The 19,260-nt window shown below is 70.2% G+C and carries 17 protein-coding genes, 1 tRNA gene and 1 pseudogene; 11 read left to right on the top strand and 8 right to left on the bottom strand.

Features of this window, described 5'->3' with window-relative positions; translation table 11 throughout:
* Positions 1-166: 166 nt before the first annotated feature.
* A complete protein-coding gene (locus ACSMTC_RS13240) occupies positions 167-1,870 on the top strand; it encodes an ABC transporter family substrate-binding protein (protein ID WP_436559881.1) in 1,704 nt (567 codons plus the stop codon).
* A 399-nt stretch (positions 1,871-2,269) separates the two neighbouring features.
* On the opposite strand, the gene ACSMTC_RS13235 is transcribed toward ACSMTC_RS13240, so the two are convergent.
* From ACSMTC_RS13235 to ACSMTC_RS13215, 5 genes are all read right to left on the bottom strand, one after another.
* Positions 2,270-2,482, bottom strand: a complete 213-nt coding sequence (locus ACSMTC_RS13235; RefSeq protein ID WP_436559880.1) for a DUF397 domain-containing protein — start codon at positions 2,480-2,482, stop codon at positions 2,270-2,272.
* A 241-nt stretch (positions 2,483-2,723) separates the two neighbouring features.
* Positions 2,724-3,203, bottom strand: a complete 480-nt coding sequence (locus tag ACSMTC_RS13230) for an NUDIX hydrolase (protein WP_436564672.1) — start codon at positions 3,201-3,203, stop codon at positions 2,724-2,726.
* Positions 3,204-3,328: 125 nt separating this feature from the next.
* A complete protein-coding gene (locus ACSMTC_RS13225) occupies positions 3,329-3,538 on the bottom strand; it encodes a DUF397 domain-containing protein (RefSeq protein ID WP_436559879.1) in 210 nt (69 codons plus the stop codon).
* 155 nt (positions 3,539-3,693) lie between these two features.
* Positions 3,694-3,900, bottom strand: coding sequence for a DUF397 domain-containing protein (locus tag ACSMTC_RS13220; protein WP_436559878.1), 207 nt, complete (start codon positions 3,898-3,900; stop codon positions 3,694-3,696).
* On the bottom strand, positions 3,890-4,732 hold the full coding sequence (locus ACSMTC_RS13215) for a helix-turn-helix domain-containing protein (RefSeq protein ID WP_436559877.1): 843 nt from the start codon (positions 4,730-4,732) through the stop codon (positions 3,890-3,892). Before ACSMTC_RS13215 ends, ACSMTC_RS13220 begins: the two co-directional genes overlap by 11 nt.
* 165 nt (positions 4,733-4,897) lie before the next feature.
* Here ACSMTC_RS13215 and ACSMTC_RS13210 point away from each other — a divergent pair, with 165 nt between their 5' ends.
* The 7 genes from ACSMTC_RS13210 to ACSMTC_RS13180 all read left to right on the top strand — a co-directional run bounded on the left by ACSMTC_RS13210 (position 4,898) and on the right by ACSMTC_RS13180 (position 10,551).
* Positions 4,898-5,263 carry a hypothetical protein gene (locus tag ACSMTC_RS13210; RefSeq protein WP_436559876.1) on the top strand — a complete coding sequence of 122 codons (366 nt, stop codon included), beginning with the start codon at positions 4,898-4,900 and terminating at the stop codon, positions 5,261-5,263.
* Between the two features lie 299 nt (positions 5,264-5,562).
* A complete protein-coding gene (locus ACSMTC_RS13205) occupies positions 5,563-5,730 on the top strand; it encodes a hypothetical protein (protein WP_436559875.1) in 168 nt (55 codons plus the stop codon).
* Positions 5,731-6,013: 283 nt separating this feature from the next.
* The gene (locus tag ACSMTC_RS13200; RefSeq protein WP_436559874.1) at positions 6,014-6,499 is read left to right on the top strand and encodes an NUDIX domain-containing protein; all 486 of its coding nucleotides are present in this window, start codon (positions 6,014-6,016) and stop codon (positions 6,497-6,499) included.
* Between the two features lie 291 nt (positions 6,500-6,790).
* Positions 6,791-7,447 (top strand): pentapeptide repeat-containing protein, encoded by a 657-nt coding sequence (locus ACSMTC_RS13195; protein WP_436559873.1) that lies wholly within the window; start codon positions 6,791-6,793, stop codon positions 7,445-7,447.
* A gap of 169 nt (positions 7,448-7,616) precedes the next feature.
* Positions 7,617-9,689: a phosphocholine-specific phospholipase C gene (locus ACSMTC_RS13190; RefSeq protein ID WP_436559872.1), complete on the top strand. Its 2,073-nt coding sequence runs from the start codon at positions 7,617-7,619 to the stop codon at positions 9,687-9,689.
* Between the two features lie 334 nt (positions 9,690-10,023).
* Complete coding sequence (locus ACSMTC_RS13185) at positions 10,024-10,203, top strand: hypothetical protein (RefSeq protein WP_436559871.1); 180 nt, start codon at positions 10,024-10,026, stop codon at positions 10,201-10,203.
* 120 nt (positions 10,204-10,323) lie between these two features.
* A complete protein-coding gene (locus tag ACSMTC_RS13180) occupies positions 10,324-10,551 on the top strand; it encodes a hypothetical protein (RefSeq protein ID WP_436559870.1) in 228 nt (75 codons plus the stop codon).
* A gap of 186 nt (positions 10,552-10,737) precedes the next feature.
* Here the strand turns inward: ACSMTC_RS13180 and ACSMTC_RS13175 are convergent, their stop codons facing one another.
* A complete protein-coding gene (locus tag ACSMTC_RS13175; protein ID WP_436559869.1) occupies positions 10,738-13,974 on the bottom strand; it encodes a S41 family peptidase in 3,237 nt (1,078 codons plus the stop codon).
* A gap of 211 nt (positions 13,975-14,185) precedes the next feature.
* On the opposite strand from ACSMTC_RS13175, the pseudogene ACSMTC_RS13170 reads away from it, so the two are divergent.
* Positions 14,186-14,401 (top strand): annotated as a pseudogene (locus ACSMTC_RS13170) (chitinase); the annotation flags it as partial.
* 60 nt (positions 14,402-14,461) lie between these two features.
* On the opposite strand, the gene ACSMTC_RS13165 reads toward ACSMTC_RS13170, so the two are convergent.
* Together ACSMTC_RS13165 and ACSMTC_RS13160 are read right to left on the bottom strand one after the other, a co-directional pair.
* Positions 14,462-14,535: transfer RNA gene (locus ACSMTC_RS13165), tRNA-Lys, on the bottom strand.
* Positions 14,536-14,601: 66 nt separating this feature from the next.
* Entirely contained in the window at positions 14,602-15,522 is a 921-nt protein-coding gene (locus ACSMTC_RS13160) for an NADP-dependent oxidoreductase (protein WP_436559868.1), read from the bottom strand.
* A 118-nt stretch (positions 15,523-15,640) separates the two neighbouring features.
* Between ACSMTC_RS13160 and ACSMTC_RS13155 the strand changes: the two genes are divergently transcribed.
* Together ACSMTC_RS13155 and pgi are read left to right on the top strand one after the other, a co-directional pair.
* Positions 15,641-17,221 carry a Na+/H+ antiporter gene (locus ACSMTC_RS13155; RefSeq protein WP_436559867.1) on the top strand — a complete coding sequence of 527 codons (1,581 nt, stop codon included), beginning with the start codon at positions 15,641-15,643 and terminating at the stop codon, positions 17,219-17,221.
* A 293-nt stretch (positions 17,222-17,514) separates the two neighbouring features.
* Positions 17,515-19,176, top strand: a complete 1,662-nt coding sequence (gene pgi / locus ACSMTC_RS13150) for a glucose-6-phosphate isomerase (RefSeq protein ID WP_436559866.1) — start codon at positions 17,515-17,517, stop codon at positions 19,174-19,176.
* The last annotated feature ends 84 nt before the right edge of the window (positions 19,177-19,260 follow it).

Genomic DNA, 19,260 nt, shown 5'->3' with positions numbered 1-19,260 from the left:
GTTGCGGCTTATTGCGATTCGATCAGCTCCGAACACGCCCCTCTGGTGGCGGAGTTGATCGGCTGTTACGTTCCTCCTCACTGGACACCCGAATTGGCTGCCCACCATCAAGGCTTGCCACACCTGGCTGCGCCGAATCAATCGAGGAATCCCCGGGGGCTCCCGCATGGACAGATCCACCACCGCCCGCGGCCTTGGCCGGGCCGCCGTCACCGCGATCGCCCTGGCGCTGACCGTCACCGGCTGCAGCTCCGGCGGCTCGGGATCCACCGGCGACGTGGCCAAGACCGTGGCCCCCGTCCAGGATGCGGATGACATCAACGCCCAGCCGCTGGACAAGATCAAGGACGGTGGCGAGCTGCGGGTGGCGCTGCAGCAGTGGATCACCCAGTGGAACCCGTACCAGGTTGACGGCCGCTACGGCGACGCGGTCTCCATCATGGACTACGTCGAGGCGAAGATCTTCCGCTCCGACGCCAAGGGCGTCTTCCACCCGGTGCCGGACTACCTGACCTCGGCCGAACTCACCTCCACCTCACCGCAGGTGGTGACGTACAAGATCAACCCCAAGGCCAAGTGGTCCGACGGCACGCCGATCTCGTACCAGGACTTCAAGGCGGTCTGGCAGTCCACCAACGGCAAGGCCCAGGGCTACAACATCGCGGACACCTCCGGCTACGACCAGATCTCCAGCGTGGAGAAGGGAGCCGACGACCAGGAGGTCAAGGTCACCTTCAGCACCCCGTACGCGGACTGGCAGAACCTGTTCAACCCGCTGGTTCCCGCCTCCATGCTGGCCACCGCGGACGTGTTCAACACCGGCTCGATCGAGAAGGTCTCCGTCTTCGGCGGGCCGATGAAGATCGGCAGCCTGGACAAGAGCGCGCAGACCATCACCCTGGTGCGCAATCCCGACTGGTGGGGAACCCCGGCCAAGCTGGACAAGGTCACCTACCGGGTGATGGACCTCCCCGCGATGACCCAGGCCTACCTCAACAACGAGATCGACGAGGCCCCGGCGAGCACCTCGACCTCGTACAACCAGCTCAAGGACGCCAAGGACACCCGGATCAGCACCGGCACCCCGTGGGACGAGGTGCACATCTCCTTCGGTGGCAACGGCGCGCTGGCCGACCAGACGGTCCGGCAGGCGATCGGGCGGGCGATCGACCGCGACGCGCTGATCAAGGTGGTCAACCAGGGCCTGCCGATCCAGTTCAAGAAGCTGGACAACCACCTCTACATGATCAACCAGGCCGGCTACCAGAACAACTCGGGCGACTGGGCCGCGTACTCGCCGGACGTCGCCAAGCAGCTGCTGGACAAGGCGGGTTGGAAGGAGGGCGCGGCCGGAGCGCCGCGCACCAAGGACGGGCAGTCGCTGGAACTGCACTTCGTGGTCAGCGACGGCAGCACCCAGCAGACGCTGGACATGATCTCCGCCGTGCAGAACATGCTGCAGCAGGTGGGGATCAAGATGGACATCGACAAGGTGTCCAGCAAGGAGTACTTCACCAAGTACATCGACCAGGGCAAGTTCGACCTGGCCAGCTGGCGGAACACCGACTCCTTCCCGCTCTCCCAGGGCGTCGCCAACTTCCGCGCCCCCGAGGGTGACAACGTGTTCGGCAACTACTCCAAGCTCAGCACCCCCGAGATCGACTCGCTGCTGAGGAAGGCCGCCGCCACCCTGGACAAGACCGAGGCCGACAAGCTCTACAACGAGGCCGACGCCAAGATCTGGGAGCTCGGCCACACCATCGAGCTCTACCAGCGGCCCAGCATCCTGGCCGTCCGCAAGGGCCTGGCCAACGAAGGTGCCAGCAGTCTCTCCGACCCGGATATCGCCAAGATCGGCTGGATGAAGTGACCCGGAGCCGCCGGGCCGGCTGAGGCCCCGACGAACAGCAGGCGGCGCTGGCGAGCAGCGCGGTGATCACGAGGTCGGTGGCGCGGACACGGGAGAGCGGTGGCTCCGCCCCCAAGTCCCGCCATCGGCCTTGACCTTCCGCGTTGCTCGCAGACCGCCCGTGTCGCCCCTTTCCGACGTTGGGAGGGAATCTATCGGGCTGATCGGGGCGAATGGGGCATCCTCCATGGGGCGCGCCCGGGAGCCGTCGAGCTGTCACCCGGTTCGCGCACTGTGCCGTCAACTGTCGCTGACACATGGGCAAAAAGGCCGGTAAACCGGGGCTGCGCGACCGGCGTACATGCCGCGAACAGCCCTGGCGGGCGAACCGCACCGGGGCTGAGAGATCTTCACTGAGTGTCAGATGATCGGGAATTCGCCCGCCTTGATCCCGGCGAGGAAGCCCTGCCACGTGTCCGCCGGGAAGACCAGAGTGGGGCCTTCGGGGTCCTTGGAGTCACGGACGGGCATGATGCCTGCGTAGCCGGGTGCTACCTCGATGCACTGGCCTGCGTCGCTGCTGTGAGAACTCTTAATCCAGGCCGCGCGGGAGAGGTCAAGGTCGGCTGTCATCTTGCGAGTTCCCTCCAGGCTGCACGAATGATGTCCGGGGAAGTGACTTGCACAGGCGCATACACCTGAAGTCGAACGTAGCGCCGCAGACCACCCAACCACTGCCGCCATCGGTCCGGTAGACCGCCACACCGACGGCCAGTTCAGCCTGGCCGCGTGAGGGAAGCGGCGGACGCGGCAAGAGGATCTACCTCGGCGTTCAGCAGCACGTACTCACGCCCCAGGCCGATCGTGCCGGACGCTAGCAGATGGCTTTCCCACCAAGCCACTGTCGGCCGTCATGAGACCGGATGCTCGCTGCGGTCTCGTCGCGGAGTGCGTCCAGCATGCGCACGGCATAGACCTCGGACATGCGGTCGGACACCTCGGCCGGCGTGAGCCAGTCGACCGCAGTCGACTCGTCGGACAACTGCTCGCTGCCGCCCTCAGGGTGGCAACGGAAGACCAGCGCGACGATTCCGCGCGCCACGTTCTTGTACACGCCGGTCAGCCTCTCGACGCTGACCTTGAGCCCGGTCTCCTCGAAGATCTCGCGACGTACACCGTCCTCGACGGTCTCGGTCAGTTCGAGCACACCACCGGGCGGCTCCCAGGTGCCGTTGTCGGCTCGCCGGATCGCCAGTACTCGCCCGTCCTCGCGCACGACGGCGCCGGCCACCGAAACGGAGTGGAGCGACGTTGGCTGGGACTTCGGGGCACTGTTACTCATGTCCAGGAGAATAGGAGCCCTGAAGGACCATTGGGCGACCGATGCCGAAGCGCGGAGCCGTCCGTGCCGAAGACCTGCTCGCGGACGGCGATCACCAGGCAACGGCGGGCGGTGGGGCCTCCGTGAGGGCCGAGCAGTCAGACGGTGCCGAAGTCACCGCTCTTCACGCCTGCCACGAAGTCGGCGAAAGCTTCGGCGGAGAAGATCAGGGCCGGGCCCTTGGGGTCCTTGGAGTCACGGACGGGCATGATGCCGGGGTAACCGTCTGCTACCTCGACGCAGCCGCCCTGGCCGTTGCTGTACGTGCTCTTGCGCCACGGGGCGCCCGGCAGGTCTGGGGCCGTCATCGCTGAAGTTCCTTTCGTGCCTTGCGTATGAGATCGAGGCAGTGAGGAGCGGGCTTGGTGCTGGCGCGCTTGCTGGTTGGGCCGAGGGGCGGCCCCAACGCGACGAGACCTCACTGTCGAGGCGGCGGCGGTGGGGCCTCGGGAGGGGCCGGCGGTCAGACGGTGCCGAAGTCACCGCTCTTCACGCCTGCCACGAAGTCGGCGAAAGCCTCGGCGGAGAAGACCAGGGCGGGGCCCTCGGGGTCCTTGGAGTCACGGACAGGCCTGATGCCGGGGAAGCCGTCGGCGACCTCGACGCACTCCCCGCCGCTTCCGGAATAGGAGCTCTTGCGCCAGGCGGCGTGAGACAGGTCAGCGTTCATGTTCAAAGCCCTCTCGTAGCCTGCGAATGATGTCCAGTGAAGCAGCTCGGGGAAGCGCTTCGATCTGGAGCTGATCGTAGTCGCTTGCCCAAGTTGCCACCGTCTCACTATCCCTCTCCAGGAAGCCGCGTTGAAGCGTCTCGGTGTAGCCGAGCATCACACGGCCAGGCATCGTGAGCAGCGTCAAGGTGTGGTTGAGCGGGTGAGCCTCCCCCAGTGACTCGGGGGCGATCTGGATCGTGGTTTTGGGTCGCAGGGCCAGCGCTTCGAGATGCCGAAGTTGCCGAACCATCACAGCGGGCCCGCCGATGGGGCGGCGCAGGCAGGCTTCATCCATGATCGCGTGGATGGCTGGGCTGGGAGACTTGGTAAGGATGTGTTGTCTGTCCATCAGAAACTGCACACGGCTGTCAGCCTGCTCCTGTGTGACCTTGCCGCGCTGAACGTTGCCCGACTCCCAGGCGGTTGCGTACTCGCGAATCTGTAGGAGACCGGGAACGACGCGCGTCTGAAACAGGCGTACCGCAGCGGCATTGGTCTCTTGCGCTGTGTACTCGGGGAATCCAGGGATCAGTGCGCCGTTCTTCCAGCTCCACCACAGCAGCTCAAGAGAGCCGCCGGTATTCAGGTGCTGGTCAGCCCGCTGCACGAAGGTCAAACTCGGCGGCTCTTTTGCCGTCTCTGTGTTCGAGATGTAGGTGTTGGAGTAGCGGACCAGGAGTCCGAGGTCGACCTGTGTCAGGCCTTTTGCCTCGCGTGACCTGCGAAGTTGCACAGCTAGTGCGGCTAGCGGTGATGATGTTGGATCAAGTGTTCGTCGATTCACGAGCATTACCAACTTGAGGTGAGTTCAGCTCCGTAGTTGAAGTGCTTCCGATCGTAGGGCTTGCTACCGATCCTGGTAGTGGGATCGCTATAGAGAGGAGTGGCAGTGGAGACGTATGGGACGACCCGCAGAGCGCCGTACCAGCGCCAGGTTCGGGAGATTGTTCGGGGCTTGCTGGTGCGACGCCCGGACCTGGCGATTGCTGCGGCGGGATTGGACGACTGTCGCCTCACTGAGGGGTTTGACCCTCGTATCGAGAATGAGGACGGTTCGCAGGGCGGGCGGCTGTTGATCAAATGCCTCATGACGCGCCAGAAGTTCGAGACCGTCAAGGCTTGTCGCAACCTGGCTGGTGCTCTGGCTCAAGTGGGCATTGTGCTGCCGTCGTTGGGGGTCGAGCAGGAACCCGTGGCTGGGAGCGGTGTCCACTTGGTCGAACTGGGCAGGGCCCGGCCCGACGTCATCGACCAACTCGCGGCGGTGGTTCGGCTCGGAGCTCAGGCGCAGCCGATGAAACCGGGCCTCGTGACGGCATGAACGAGACGGGTTCGCTGCTGTGTCCCACGCAAGGATGCGGCGGGCAGGTCGAGTTGAGTGCTCCGGCTAACGACGGGGCGAGGGACTGGAGTTGTCCCGGTTGCGGGTTCTTCGGCTACACACTCCCGCCGGGGTACGCGGCGGAGCATCCGCACGAGCAGTTCCTCCAGCGGACCGGCGGCCCGGTGAAGGCTGCACGTGATTCCCGCCCTGGTGCCGGTGTCCGTCTTCGGGTGCCTGATACCGCGCGCCCGGCCCCCGATTCATCGCCCCCCGCCCCCGATCACGGAGTTCCTGAAATGACGTACCGCCCCACCAAGTTCATGAACACCGACTACGGAGCCTGGGCGGATCCTCCCGAGCGCGCCGACGTCGACAGTGCCGAACTGGACGGCAAGCCGGAGCAGTTGGCCGATGACGTGCGGCCTGAGCAACCCCAGTTCGACCAGGTCGCCCCGCAGGTGTGAACCCGTGAGGCCGAGCCTTTCGGCCCGCCTCACCCGCAATCGCCGCCGCTACCGGCCCGCTCATCGTCCCCGTGGTCAGCGGCTGCGCCGCAGTCCGCGCCGAGCGGCGCCGAACCAAGCTCCCGCCGGGCTCCAACTCTCCAGCCCCGGTGGGGAATCCGGGTCGGCCGCACGCCTCCACCCCCGAGGGGTGCGCGGCCGGCCACGGTCACCCGATCACCATGCGACAACCCCTGCCCAAACCACACGGGCCCACCCATCACTGCGCACCGAAGGACGGCTGATGCACTCCGACCTCGTCCCCGACCAGCACTCCCGGATCCGGGTGGGATGCCAGGCCCTGATCACCAATCCCCGAGGCTTCGTCCTCCTCATCAACCCGGACGACCAAGACGGATGGACCCTCCCCGGCGGCACCGCCCACCAAGGCGAACTGCCCCACCTCGCCGCCACCCGCACCGTCCGCGCCACCACGGGACTCAACCTGCACTTCACCGACACCCTCATCATCGACATCACCCCCGGAACACACGCACCCCAGAGCATCGACCACATCTTCACCACACAGGTCACCGCACAGATCGCCGCCACCGCCACCATCCCCGCCAAAGCACTCGCCACCATCAGCGAAATCACCTGGATCGAACCGGACTACATCCCCGACCGCTGCACCCAAGACCAGACCCACCGCATCTGGTCCGCCCTGCTGCGCCTCACCGACCCGTTCGCGCCCGTCTACCACGTCGAAGGCCGCGCCATCACGGCCTGACGGCACCCCGAACTCCCGCCACCGCATCACTGCTGCCGGTCGCGGGCGCCGTGGAGGGACTGGACCCCCGAAACGGCAGGCCGGAGCAGGGGAATGGGCTCCCCGAGAACCGGCCGACCACCCCGGCCAGACCACTCCTGCACGGCCTGGCCGGGGCCACCTCCGCTTCCGGTGGGAACGGCGGAACGGCGCAGGGTTCTCCCCGCTGAACCCGCCCGCCTCCACCTCCGCGAGGCTGTCGGCGGGCCGTGCGAGCATGGCCCTTCCGTCGTCCCGAGGAGAAGAGAAGCCATGCCCTCCGCCTACGAACAGCTCTCCGACCTGCCGTACGGCCATCTGCTCCGCCCGCACACGGGGCCGCTCCGCGGGGACGAGCGCTACGACACCGTCCACTTCGACGGCGGCGGCTACCGGGACCAGGCCGCGGGCGGCGCGAGCTTCCTGGAGTGCGCCTTCACCGGCGTCGAGTTCAGCGGTGTCAAGCTCCGCAAGGCCGGCTTCAACGAGGTCTGGGTGCAGGGCAGCCGCTGGGTCGCGGTCCAGCTGCCCGAGAGCGAGTGGCAGGACAGCGAACTGCTCGGCACGGTGCTCGCGGGCGTCTCGGCGTACGGCTCCGCGCTGCGCCGGGTGGTGTTCCGCCGCTGCAAGCTGGAGTCGGTCAACCTGCGCGGTGCCGTGCTGCGCGACGTGGTCTTCGAGGACTGCCTGCTGCGCGACGTGGACTTCGGCGAGGCCAGGCTGACCGATGTCTCGTTCCCCGGCAGCACCCTGGAGGAGGTCCGGTTCGGCAGCGCGCAGCTGCGCCAGGTGGACCTGCGCGGCGCCGTCCGGCTCGAACTCCCCGACGGGCCGCAGGGGCTGCGCGGCGCGGTCATCTCCACCAGCCAACTCCTCGAACTCGCGCCCCAGTTCGCCGCCGCGCTGGGCATCACCGTCAAGGAGCGCTGACATTTCCTTCACTTGGCTGCGGCAAGGCGAAGCCGGGCTGAACAGTCCGACAATCCTTGCTGCACGGCCATGTACTGGCGCCCGGACCTGCGCAAAGATGCTGCGCGATCGGTGGCGTGGACACAACCTGTGTGCACAACATCGCGACTGAAGGGACGGTCGGCCCCAGATGGCTGAGCTGAGTCGTAGGAAGTTCATGTCGCTGTCCGCCAGTGCGGCGGCGAGCGCGGCGGTCGCCGGGTCGGTGGCCGGTGGCGGCGCGTCGGCCGCGGCGGCCACCGGCGGTGCGGGCCTGAGCACCACCGGCACCATCACCGATGCCCGGCACATCGTGATCCTGATGCAGGAGAACCGCAGCTTCGACCACTACTTCGGCACGCTCAAGGGCGTCCGCGGGTTCGCCGACCGCAGCGCCATCCAGATCGCGGGCGGCTACAGCGTCTTCAACCAGCCGAACGGCCTGTTCTTCCGCCAGTACCCGTGGGCGTTCAACGCCACCGACTCCGGCGCCACCTCCAGCGCGGAGATCCGGGCCCAGTGCAACGGCGACCTCGCGCACGCCTGGTCCGACCAGCACAAGGCGTGGAACGGCGGCAAGATGGACTCCTGGGTCTCCGCCAAGGGCAACGTCCGCACCCTGGGCTACCTGCGGCGCTCCGACATACCCTTCCACTACGCGCTGGCCGACAACTGGACCGTCTGCGACGCCTACTTCTGCTCGACGCTCAGCGCCACCGGTCCCAACCGCACCTACCACTGGAGCGGCATGATCGACCCGGCGGGCACCGCCGGCGGTCCGGCGTACGACGGCGGCGACGAGAAGGGACTGCGCTGGCAGACCTACGCCGAGGCGCTGGAGAACGCCGGGGTGAGCTGGAAGGTCTACCAGAACGCCGCCGACAACTTCGGTGACAACGCCCTCGCCTACTTCAGCCAGTTCGCGAGCGCCCCGGCCGGCAGCGCGCTGGCGGTCAAGGGCATGGGTTCGGTCCCCAAGGTGACCGGCCGGACCCCCGACGACATCGCCGCCGCGATCAAGGCCGATGTGCTGGGGGGCACGCTGCCCCAGGTCTCCTGGATCGTCGCCGACCAGCAGTCCTCCGAGCACCCGTACGCGTCGCCCGAGGACGGCGCGCACTTCGTGCACATGGTGATGGACGCCCTGAACGCGGACCCCGACGTGTTCAACTCCACCATCCTGCTGCTCAACTACGACGAGAACGACGGCTTCTTCGACCACGTCCCGCCGCCGGCCGCCCCGGCCGGCACCCCCGGCGAGTTCTACAACGGCACCAACATCGGACTCGGCTTCCGGGTCCCGCTGATCGCCATCTCGCCCTGGAGCCGCGGCGGCTGGGTCAACTCCGAGGTCTTCGACCACACCTCGGTGCTGCGCTTCCTGGAGGTGTGGACGGCCGCCATCGGCTCGCCCGCCGGCTGCGCCAACATCAGCGACTGGCGCCGCAAGGTCTGCGGCGACCTCACCGGAGTCTTCGACTTCGCCAACCCGGTCTACGGAATGCCCTCGCTGCCGGACACGTCGCAGACCATCGGCCTGGCCACCTGCGGACCTCAGCTCAACCCCTCGCCGACCAGCAACGCGCTCCCCGCCCAGGAGCCCGGCACCCGCCCGGCCCGTGCACTGCCCTACCAGCCGAACGCCAACCTGGACCACCTGGAGTACGGCTCCGGCGGTGTGATGAAGGTCTGGCTGAAGATGGCCAACGAGGGCGCACCGGGCGCCACTTCGGCGCACTTCGCGGCCTACGCCAACGCCTACCGCGGCGGTGGCCCGTGGCAGTACACGGTCGACCCGGGCGCCGACACCAGCGACTTCTTCAACTGCGGCACGAACTTCGGCAACGGCCCGTACGACCTCAGCGTCATCGGCCCCAACCGCTTCCTGCGCCGCTTCAAGGGCGACGCCACCAAGCCCGGCAAGTCGGTGACCGTCACCGCCTCCTACGCGGGCGCCCCCGACACCGGCCAGCTCGCCGTCTGGTTCAAGCTCGACAACGCGGACAGCGCGCCGGTCACCTTCACCATCACCTCCAACGGCTACCGCACCGACGGCCCCTGGACCTACACCGTCCCGGCCGGCGGCAGCACCAGCGACTACTTCAACGCCGCCGCCTACACCGACGGCTGGTACGACTTCACCGTCACCGTCAGCTCCGACTCCACCTGGTCGCAGCGCTTCTCCGGCCACCTGGAGACCGGCAGCCCCAGCATCTCCGGCTGATCCGCCCGGACGGTCCGGCGCGGCGGCCGATTCCTCCGCCGGCGGTCCGGCGCCCGCCCTCCGGCCCGCGGACCCACGGGTCGGAGGGCGGGCGCTGTTCACGGCCGTCCGGGCCGCCGCCCCGGACCGGGCCCGGGCCGTCACCGTCCTCGCGCCCACCGGCGAGACGCCCGCCCGGCTGCCGCAGGCCGCCCCGGACGCCCCGCTCGCGGACGGGCGTCCTGCTGACGCCCCGGCGCGCCGGTCACCCGGATGTCCCAACGTGCGACCCCGGGGTGCCGGTGCCACAGTGGTCGCGTCGTCCATCGCATCCCTAGGAGGAGACATGGGCCTCATGGACAAGTTCCAGGAGAAGGCGCAGGAGCTGATGGAGCACGCGAAGGCCGCCCTCGGCCAGAAGTCGGGGCAGGCCTCCGACGCGCTGTCCGACGAGTCCACCAAGGCGGGGCAGAGCGCCGAGCACACCGTCGAGCAGGAAGAGCAGAACCTGAAGGACCGCGACAAGCCGTGGTGATCCGGGCCCGGCGCCGCGCACCGGGGCCGCCCCGAACCGGGGTCGCCCCGGTGGCATGCCGTGCGACGTAGTGTGACAGTGAGGGAGGCCCATCGTCCGGTCAGGACCAGAGGAGGAGACATGGGCATCTTCGACAGGCTGCGCGGCAAGGCCCACCACCACGAGAGCCCGGCGGAGCGTGCCAGCCTCGCCCATGAGCGCGAGGCCCTCGCCCACGACGAGGCCGCCGACGCCTTCAGCGACGAGACCGAGAAGTCCCGCGAGGACACCCAGCGGGCGGCCGAACTCAGGGAACAGGACGAGAGGCGCGCCGCGGACATGACCTCCGAGGGCGACCCCTGGGGCTGACCGGCCCGCGGGACCGTCCAGCCGGACCGATCAGCCGGCGCGCAGCGGGGCGCGTCCGTCCGGAGCGGGCGCGCCCCGCTGCGCTGTACGCCCGCTGACCATGCTGACCATGGCCGTACGCCCGTCGGCCACGGCCGTACGCCCCCAGTGCGGGGCCAGCCTTCCGGCGCGGGGCCGGCCCCCGGCTCAGGGCCTGGGCGGCAGCGGCGGACGCCGCAGGTCGGGCGGCGGCACGTCGGGTGGCGGCGGTACGGCGGCGGGGTTGTCCTCCAGCAGGTCCATCGCCACGCGGACGGCGGTCACCAGTTCGGTGTGATCGCCCCTGGCCCAGTCGTGCGGGGAGCGCAGCACCTCGAGGTCCGGGGCGGCCCCGTAGTTCTCCACCGAGAAGCCGATACCGCTGAGGAAGAAGGACGCGTTCTTCGGCACCGAGATCGCCGTCCCGTCGCCGAGCACGTGCCTGCCGGTCATCCCGACCACCCCGCCCCAGGTCCGGGTGCCGACCACCGGGCCGAGTCCGAGCAGCTTGATGGCGGTGATGATGACGTCCCCGTCCGAGCTGGTGGCGTGGTCGGCGAGGGCCACCATCGGGCCGCGCATCGCGTCCCTGGGCCAGCGGACCGGTTCCCTGCCCCGGCTGAAGTCCCAGGCCATCACCCGGCGCCGGAGCTTCTCCAGGACGAGCTCGGAGACGTTCCCGCCGGCGTTCCCCCGGACGTCCAGCACCACGGCGGGACGGTCGAGTTCGCGCCGCAGGTCGCGGTTGAACTGGGCCCAGCCGGAGCCGCCGAGGTCCGGGATGTGCAGATAGCCGCACCGGCCGTCGCTGAACTCCCGTACCAGGTACCGGCGTTTGATCACCCAGTCCTGGTAGCGGATCGGCCGCTCGTCCGACAGCGGGGTCACCGCGATCCGCCGGATCCGCTTCTGCGGGCCGCTGCGGAAGGTGAGTTCGACGGTGCTGCCCCCGGTGCCGGCCAGCAGCGGCCCCACCCCGCGCACCGGGTCGGGCGGGCGTCCGTCGACGGCCAGGAGCTCGTCGCCGTCGCGCAGGCCGTGCCCGGCGAGCGGGGCACGCGCCCGGGGGTCGGAGGACTCGCCGGGCAGGATCCGGTCCACCACCCACCGCCCGTCCGGCATCCGGTGGATGTTGGCGCCGAGCAGGCCCAGCGGCTGCTGGACGGGCGCCGGGCCCTCGCCGCGCCGGGACGGGGTGACGTACGCGTGCGAGGTGCCGAGCTCGCCGAGGAGTTCGCGCAGCAGGTCGGCGAAGTCGTCGGGACCGGCGATGCGTTCGAGCAGCGGTTCGTACTGGGTGACCAGCTCGGGCCAGTCGAGGCCGCACATGCCGGGGTCCCAGAACTGGTCGCGGACGATCCTGGCCGCCTCGTGGTACGACTGCCGCCACTCGGCGGCCGGGTGCACGGTGTGCGTGATCCTGCGCAGATCGACGCTCAACGGGGGTGCGGACGAGATGATCTGATGGAGCATCAGAGAGCCGCCCGAGTACACCAGGACGGCGCTGCCGTCGCCGGAGACCGAGAAGCCGTCCAGCCGGTCCACCAGGGTGCTGCGGGTGCCGCGGGCCAGGTCGAAGTACTCCAGGGACGGGCGGCCCGAGATGTCGGCGGGGTTGGCGAAGGTCTGCCCGAGCGCCCCGGAGATGGGCCAGCGCAGCCAGAGCACGCCGCCGCGCACCGCCGCCGTGGCCGAGTACTTGGAGGCGATCACCGGGAAGGCCACCAGCCGGGAGGCGAGCCCGACCGGGTCCACCCGCACCGTGCCGTCGCCCTGCGAAAGGTCGGGGTCGAGGCCGACCGGGGGCCGTCCCTCGGCTGCCGCGGCGAACGGTGACGGGGTGTCGGCCGCCAGCGGCACCAGGTAGGGGCGGCAGCCGAGCGGGAAGGACATGTCCCCGGTGTGCACGTCGTGCACCGGGTCGAAGCCGCGCCAGGACAGGAAGACCAGGAAGCGGCCGTCCCTGGTGAACGCCGGGTGCTCGTCCTCGAACCGCCCGCCGGTCACGTCGGTCACATGCTCGGGCGCGTCCACCCGCGCCAGCTTGATGCTGCGCAGCGAACGCCCGGCCACCGGCTGCGACCAGGTCAGCCAGTGTGAGTCCGGGGAGAAGGACGGGCTGCTCACCGGGCCGTAGGAGGAGGCGGCCACCTGCCGGACGGCGCCGTCGGCGGTCGCGACCAGCAGCAGCCGCCCGTCCGAGGCGGACACCGCCAGGGTGTGCCCGTCGGGGGTGGCGGCGAGTTCGATCGCCCGGCCGATCCGTCCGGCGGCGATCCGGCGCGGCGCGGCGGCCCACGGACCGTCGGGGCCGTCCTCGGCCCGGCCACGCGCGGGCAGGGTGGCGATCTCGATGGCGTCCTCGCCCTCGGCGTCGGTCACCCAGGCGACCTGGCCGGTGTGGCCGAGCATCACCGGCAGCCTGGTCCGCACCCCGGGCGTGTCGGTCAGCATCCGGGCGGGGCCGTCCCGGTGGCTCAGCCAGTACTGACTGCCGCGTACCGTGACCACCGCGGCCCGTCCGGTGGTGTCGCAGACCAGGTCCTTGACCTGCCAGCCGGCGTTCACCTGGTACGGGCGGCGCCCGGCCCGCGAGCCGCCGAGCGGGACCTCCAGCCGGTGCGGGTGCGGGGCGTCCAGGCTCTCCAGCAGCCAGAGGTCGCCCGCGTGCTGGTAGATGATCCGGGTGCCGTCGGTGGCGGCCTCGCGGGCGTAGTACGTGGCGTGGTCGGTGTGGCGGCGCAGGTCGGTGCCGTCCGGACGGCAGGAGTAGAGGTTGCCGACGCCCTCGTAGTCCGAGAGGAACGCGATCCGGTCGCCGACCGGCATCGGGGAGGAGAGGTGTCCCCGGTGGTCGGGCAGCAGCTGGGTGCGGTCCAGCCAGAGCCGGCCGGTGGCGCCGCCCCGGTAGCGCTTCCAGGCGGCGGGCTCGTGCGGGGCCGCGGCGGTCAGCAGCACCGTGTGTTCGGCCCCGATCTGGGCGTCGTTGACCGGGCCCCAGGGCATCCGGCGGCCCGGTGAACCGTCCGGCGGCAGCGCGTGCGCCCAGGTGTAGTGGCTGAACGGCTGGTGGTACGAGGTCACCGCGAGGATCTCGCCGTCCGGCAGCCAGCCGCGCACCCGGGTGTCGTGGCTGCCCCAGTACGTGAGCCGGACGGCCTCGCCGCCCCCGGTCGGCGCGGTCCACACCTCGGGGACGGCGGTCTGCCAGCTGGTCCAGGCGATGGTGGAGCCGTCGGGGGAGAGCCGGGGATGGCTGACCCTGGTCCGGTCGCAGCTGACCCGCCACGCCCGGCCGACCGTGCCGTCGGCGGCGAGCGGGGCGGCCCAGACGTCGTCCTCGGCGGTGCAGGTGAGCAGCCCGCCGCGCAGATGGGGGTACCTCAGATAGCCGGGCGCGGTCACCACTCCATGCTTCGGTGGCTCGGAGCGGCCCGCAACCGGGACTGCTCCCCGTGCCCCGCCGGACGACGGCCCGCCAGAACCGGGCACGGCCCCGGCCATTGGCACCCGGTGCGGCGGTTCGCTTCAGTGGTCTAGTCCACTCGGGAGCCGTGCGCGGCCACCGGCGTCCGGGCACCCCTGTATCGAGGTCTGGACGGGCTCGACGTCGACGTCGAGGGGCGGCGCGGGCTTCCACATCGCGATGACCGACATCTTGCTCACCGGCTCCCCGGTCGCGGGTGGCACCGGCAACGTGTTCCCGCCGCTTGCCTCGTCCCGGATCGCCATCGGCATGCCGCCCGACAGTTGCGCGGGCAGCGGCTACGTCGACCCCGCCGAGGTCGACCGCCAGGAGTTCTCGAAGAACTTCCACGGCTACTTCGGCTGAGCGGTGCAGGTGGAACGCCGAAGGGCCCCTCGCTGCTGCGAGGGGCCCTTCGGCTGTCTGTGCGCCGCCAGGGACTCGAACCCCGGACCCGCTGATTAAGAGTCAGCTGCTCTAACCAACTGAGCTAGCGGCGCCTGCTGACGAAGAGAACATTACCTGGTCAGCGGCCCGAAGTCATAATCGGTGCCCGGCGCCCCGGGTCAGTCGGCCGACCACGGGGTGATCACGGCCTTGCCCCGGACGTGCCCGTCCTCGACCAGGCGGTGGGCCTCGGCGGCACGGGACAGCGGGAAGGTCGCGGCTGTCTCCAGGCGCAGCCCGCCGGCCTCCCAGAGCCGGACCAGTTCGGCCAGCCGGGCGGCGGTCCGCAGGCCGCGCAGCCCGCGCAGGCCCAGGCGTTCGGCGGTCTCGTAGTCCACGATGGTGCCGATCCGCGTACGGTCGGCGACCAACTCCACGGAAGCCTCCAGCGCGCCCCGGCCGGCCGCGTCGAAGGCGGCGTCCACCCCGGTCGGGGCGAGCGCGCGGACCCGGTCGGCCAGCCCGGGGCCGTAGGCCACCGGGATCGCGCCCAGCTCACGCAGGTAGCCGTGGTTGCGCTCGCTCGCGGTGCCGATCACCGTGGCCCCCCAGGCACGGGCCAGCTGCACGGCCACCGTGCCGACCCCGCCGGCGGCGCCGTGCACCAGCAGCACATCGCCCCGGCCGACCTCCAGCTCGGTCAGCGCGACATGGGCGGTCTGACCGGAGGCGGAGAGTGAACCGGCGGCGGTCCAGGGCATCGCGGCCGGCTTGGCCACCAGCCGGTCGGCGTCCACCGCGATGTACTGGGCGTGGCCGCCGAGCAACTGGAAGCCGAGCACCTCGTCCCCGGCCGTCCAGCCCGTGGTGCCCTCGCCGAGCCGCTCCACCACCCCGGCGAACTCGTTGCCCGGTACGGCGGGCAGCTCGACGGCCGCGCCCGGCGGCGTCCAGCCGCCGCGGATGGCGGTGTCGGCGGGCTGGATGCCGGCGGCCAGTACCCGGACCAGCACCTGGCCCGGGCCCGGCACGGGTACCGGAAGTTCGGCAACCCGCAGCACCTCCGGCCCGCCGGGCCGGTCGAAGATCGATGCCAGCATGTCCGGACGTCCTCTCTCTCGGGTGCCACCACTCTGCAAGTTGAAGTGGGCTTGAGATCAAGACCGGGCCGCGGACAAATGATCGGAATCGACTGTTTGTCACATTTATGCTGAGTTGGTGACCCAGCTGTCGTTGCTGTTCGTGGTACTGCTCGCATCGGTCGTGACCATTCCGCTGGCGCGGCGGACCGGCGTGCCTCAACCGGTGCTGATGACGGTGGTCGGGCTGGTGATGGCCCTGGTGCCGCAGATCCCCAATGTGAAGATCGAGCCGGAGCTGATCCTCCCGCTGGTGCTGCCCCCGCTGATCTTCGCGGTGGCCAGACGCTCCTCGGTGCGCTACTTCCGGGCCAACATCCGCTCGATCCTGCTGCTCGCCGTCGCCCTGGTGATCATCACCACGGCGGCGGTCGCGGGCGTCCTGCACTGGCTGGTACCCGCACTGCCGCTGGCCGCCGCGGTCGCGCTCGGCGCGCTGGTCTCCCCGCCGGACCCGGTCGCGGCGGTCGCCGTGGCCGGCAGCATCGGCCTGCCGCGCCGGCTGGTGGCGGTACTGGAGAGCGAGGGCCTGTTCAACGACGTCACCGCGATCGTGATCTACTCGCTGGCCATCGAGGCCGTGGTCAGCGGCGACTTCTCGGCCACCCACGCGGTGCTGCGGTTCATCCTCTCCGCCGTGGTCGCCGTGGTCATCGGCATCGCGCTCGGCTGGCTCAACACCAGGCTGGCCGGAATGCTGGAGGACCCCACCCAGCAGGTCGCACTCAACCTGCTGGTCCCGTTCGCCGCGTACGTGCTGGCGGAGGAGGCGCACGGCTCCGGCGTGCTCGCCGTGGTGGTCTGCGCGCTCTACCTGGCCGACCGGGCGGCCGACGCCGAGGACGTCTCCTTCCGGCTGGTCGGCAACGCCTTCTGGGAGATCGTCGAGATCCTGATCACCGGGGTCGCCTTCGGCCTGATCGGGCTCGAACTGTCCACCGTGCTCGCCGACGTCAAGGACAGCTGGCGCGGCATGCTCGGCCACACCGCCTGGGTGATCGCCACCGTGGTGCTGGTCCGGCTGGTCTGGCTGCTGCCCGCCGCCTGGATCTCCAGCCGGGTCAGCCACGGCGAGGAGGACACCCCGATCAGCTGGCGCGAAACGGTGGTCCTCTGGTGGTCGGGGATGCGCGGGGTGGCCACCGTCGCGCTCGCGCTCGGCATCCCGCTGCTGCTGGCGGGCGGAGAGCCCTTCCCCGGGCGCAGCGAGATCGTCTTCATCGCCTTCGGAGTGGTGCTGTTCACCCTGCTGGTCCAGGGCCTCAGCCTGCCCTGGCTGGTCCGGCTGCTCCGGCTGGACACCGGCCACGACCGGCACGAGCGGGAGGTCAGGGAGCTGTGGTGGCGGGCGGCGAAGGCCGGTCTCGACCGGCTGGCCGAGCTGGAGGAGGAGCGCGGGCTGCCGCCCGAGGTCGCCGACCGGCTGCGCGAGCGCCAGCACGACCGGCTGGCCAGGCTCTGCCCGGAGAAGTACGAGGAGGAGGAAGCCGCCGAGGCCCGGCTCCGGACGAGCCAGTGGCAGGCGGCCGCCGAGGTCGAGCAGGAGATGATCGCCGCCTCCCGCCGCGAGGTGCTGGCGGCACGCGGCGAGGTCGGGTCCGACCCGGAGATCGCCGACCAGGTGATGCGCGGCCTGGACCTGATGTCCCGGCGCAGGTGACGCGGCGGTGCGGCGGACCGGCCACCCCGTGACGGAGCGGCTGATGCACTCGCGACGGCTTGCGTGACGGCGTGGGTGACGGCCCGGCGGAACCCCGGTGACGTGCAGGTGACGGCGCTGGCGAGGCGCAGGTGACGCTGCGCCAGGCGAGTGGGCCGGAAGCGTAGGCTGTGCCGGGGCAGGCCGTCAACGGAGTCGGCGCACACAGCACCCCGTACCGCCAGACCCTTGCGCAACCCTCCCCGCTGGGCCCTGCCGGTATCCGAGAAACCGGATGAGTCAAGGAGCAACCGATGACGGAGAACCCTGTCGGCGGCCGTACCCCGCTGGACCGGCTGCCGCAGTGGGCGGCACTGGCCAAGCACCGGGAGGAGATCGGGCAGCGGCACCTGCGCGAGCTGTTCGCGGCGGACCCGGAGCGCGGGAGCCGCTATGTGCTCCAGGCCGGTGACCTCCGGGTGGACTACGCCAAGCACCTGATCAACGACGAGACCCTGCGCCTGCTGCGCGAGCTGGCCGAGGCCACCGGGGTCGCCGGGCTGCGGGACGCCATGTTCCGCGGCGAGAAGATCAACATCACCGAGAACCGGGCCGTCCTGCACACCGCCCTGCGCGCCCCCCGCGAGGCCGTCATCGAGGTGGACGGCGAGAACGTCGTCCCCGCCGTGCACGCCGTACTGGACAAGATGGCCGCCTTCTCCGACCGGATCCGCTCCGGCGCCTGGAAGGGCCACACCGGCAAGCGGATCAGGAACATCGTCAACATCGGCATCGGCGGCTCCGACCTCGGCCCCGCGATGGCCTACGAGGTGCTGCGCTCCTACACCCAGCGCGACCTCACGGTCCGCTTCGTCTCCAACGTGGACGGCGCCGACCTGCACGAGGCGCTGCGCGACCTGGACGCCGCCGAGACCCTGTTCATCGTGGCCTCCAAGACCTTCACCACGATCGAGACCATCACCAACGCCGTCTCCGCGCGCAACTGGCTGCTCACCGAGCTGCGCAGCGACACGGACGCGGTGGCCAAGCACTTCGTGGCCCTCTCCACCAACGCCGAGGGCGTCGCCGACTTCGGCATCGACGTCGAGAACATGTTCGAGTTCTGGGACTGGGTCGGCGGCCGCTACTCCTACGACTCCGCGATCGGCCTCTCGCTGATGATCGCGATCGGCCCGGAGCGGTTCCGGGAGATGCTGGACGGCTTCCACCTGGTCGACGAGCACTTCCGCACCGCCCCGGCCGAGCAGAACGTCCCGCTGCTGCTCGGGCTGCTCGGTGTCTGGTACGGCGCGTTCTTCGACGCCCAGTCCCACGCCGTGCTGCCGTACTCGCACTACCTGTCCAAGTTCACCGCCTACCTCCAGCAGCTGGACATGGAGTCCAACGGCAAGTCGGTGGACCGCCAGGGCAACCCGGTCGACTGGCAGACCGGCCCGGTGGTCTGGGGCACCCCCGGCACCAACGGCCAGCACGCCTACTACCAGCTGCTGCACCAGGGCACCAAGGTCATCCCGGCCGACTTCATCGGCTTCGCCAAGCCGGTCGCCGACCTGCTGCCCGGCCTGGTCGCCCAGCACGACCTGCTGATGGCCAACTTCTTCGCCCAGACCCAGGCGCTCGCCTTCGGCAAGACCCCCCAGGAGGTCGCCGCCGAGGGCGTCCCGGCCGAGCTGGTCCCGCACAAGACCTTCAAGGGCAGCCACCCGACCACCACCATCCTGGCCGCCGAGCTCACCCCGTCGGTGCTCGGCCAGCTGATCGCGCTGTACGAGCACAAGGTCTTCGTCCAGGGTGCGGTCTGGAACATCGACTCCTTCGACCAGTGGGGCGTCGAGCTCGGCAAGGTGCTCGCCAAGCGGATCGAGCCGGTGCTGCTGACCGGTGCGGGCACGGAGCAGCTGGACAGCTCCACCGCCGCCCTGGTCGCCAACTACCGCTCGCTGCGCGGCCGCTGACCGGACTCCCGGGTGGGCCGCCCCGCGCGGGGCGGCCCACCCGGGGGGCTCTTCGCACCCGGGAACGCCGAAAAGCCCCTCGCT

Origin of the sequence: Kitasatospora sp. HPM-01-4, assembly GCF_051374625.1 — a bacterium.
GTDB lineage: Bacteria > Actinomycetota > Actinomycetes > Streptomycetales > Streptomycetaceae > Kitasatospora.
The sequence above is the reverse complement of the archived record's forward strand: the minus strand, read 5'-3'. Positions and strand labels throughout refer to the sequence as shown.

Excerpts from the sequence above, each read along its gene's own strand:
- ACSMTC_RS13195 (WP_436559873.1), top strand. The coding sequence starts at position 6,791 with ATGCCCTCCGCCTACGAACAGCTCTCCGACCTGCCGTACGGCCATCTG.
- ACSMTC_RS13235 (WP_436559880.1), bottom strand. The coding sequence starts at position 2,482 with ATGACAGCCGACCTTGACCTCTCCCGCGCGGCCTGGATTAAGAGTTCT.
- ACSMTC_RS13185 (WP_436559871.1), top strand. The coding sequence starts at position 10,024 with ATGGACAAGTTCCAGGAGAAGGCGCAGGAGCTGATGGAGCACGCGAAG.
- ACSMTC_RS13160 (WP_436559868.1), bottom strand. The coding sequence starts at position 15,522 with ATGCTGGCATCGATCTTCGACCGGCCCGGCGGGCCGGAGGTGCTGCGG.
- ACSMTC_RS13220 (WP_436559878.1), bottom strand. The coding sequence starts at position 3,900 with ATGAACGCTGACCTGTCTCACGCCGCCTGGCGCAAGAGCTCCTATTCC.
- ACSMTC_RS13205 (WP_436559875.1), top strand. The coding sequence starts at position 5,563 with ATGACGTACCGCCCCACCAAGTTCATGAACACCGACTACGGAGCCTGG.
- ACSMTC_RS13240 (WP_436559881.1), top strand. The coding sequence starts at position 167 with ATGGACAGATCCACCACCGCCCGCGGCCTTGGCCGGGCCGCCGTCACC.
- pgi (WP_436559866.1), top strand. The coding sequence starts at position 17,515 with ATGACGGAGAACCCTGTCGGCGGCCGTACCCCGCTGGACCGGCTGCCG.
- ACSMTC_RS13225 (WP_436559879.1), bottom strand. The coding sequence starts at position 3,538 with ATGACGGCCCCAGACCTGCCGGGCGCCCCGTGGCGCAAGAGCACGTAC.
- ACSMTC_RS13215 (WP_436559877.1), bottom strand. The coding sequence starts at position 4,732 with ATGCTCGTGAATCGACGAACACTTGATCCAACATCATCACCGCTAGCC.
- ACSMTC_RS13190 (WP_436559872.1), top strand. The coding sequence starts at position 7,617 with ATGGCTGAGCTGAGTCGTAGGAAGTTCATGTCGCTGTCCGCCAGTGCG.
- ACSMTC_RS13200 (WP_436559874.1), top strand. The coding sequence starts at position 6,014 with ATGCACTCCGACCTCGTCCCCGACCAGCACTCCCGGATCCGGGTGGGA.
- ACSMTC_RS13180 (WP_436559870.1), top strand. The coding sequence starts at position 10,324 with ATGGGCATCTTCGACAGGCTGCGCGGCAAGGCCCACCACCACGAGAGC.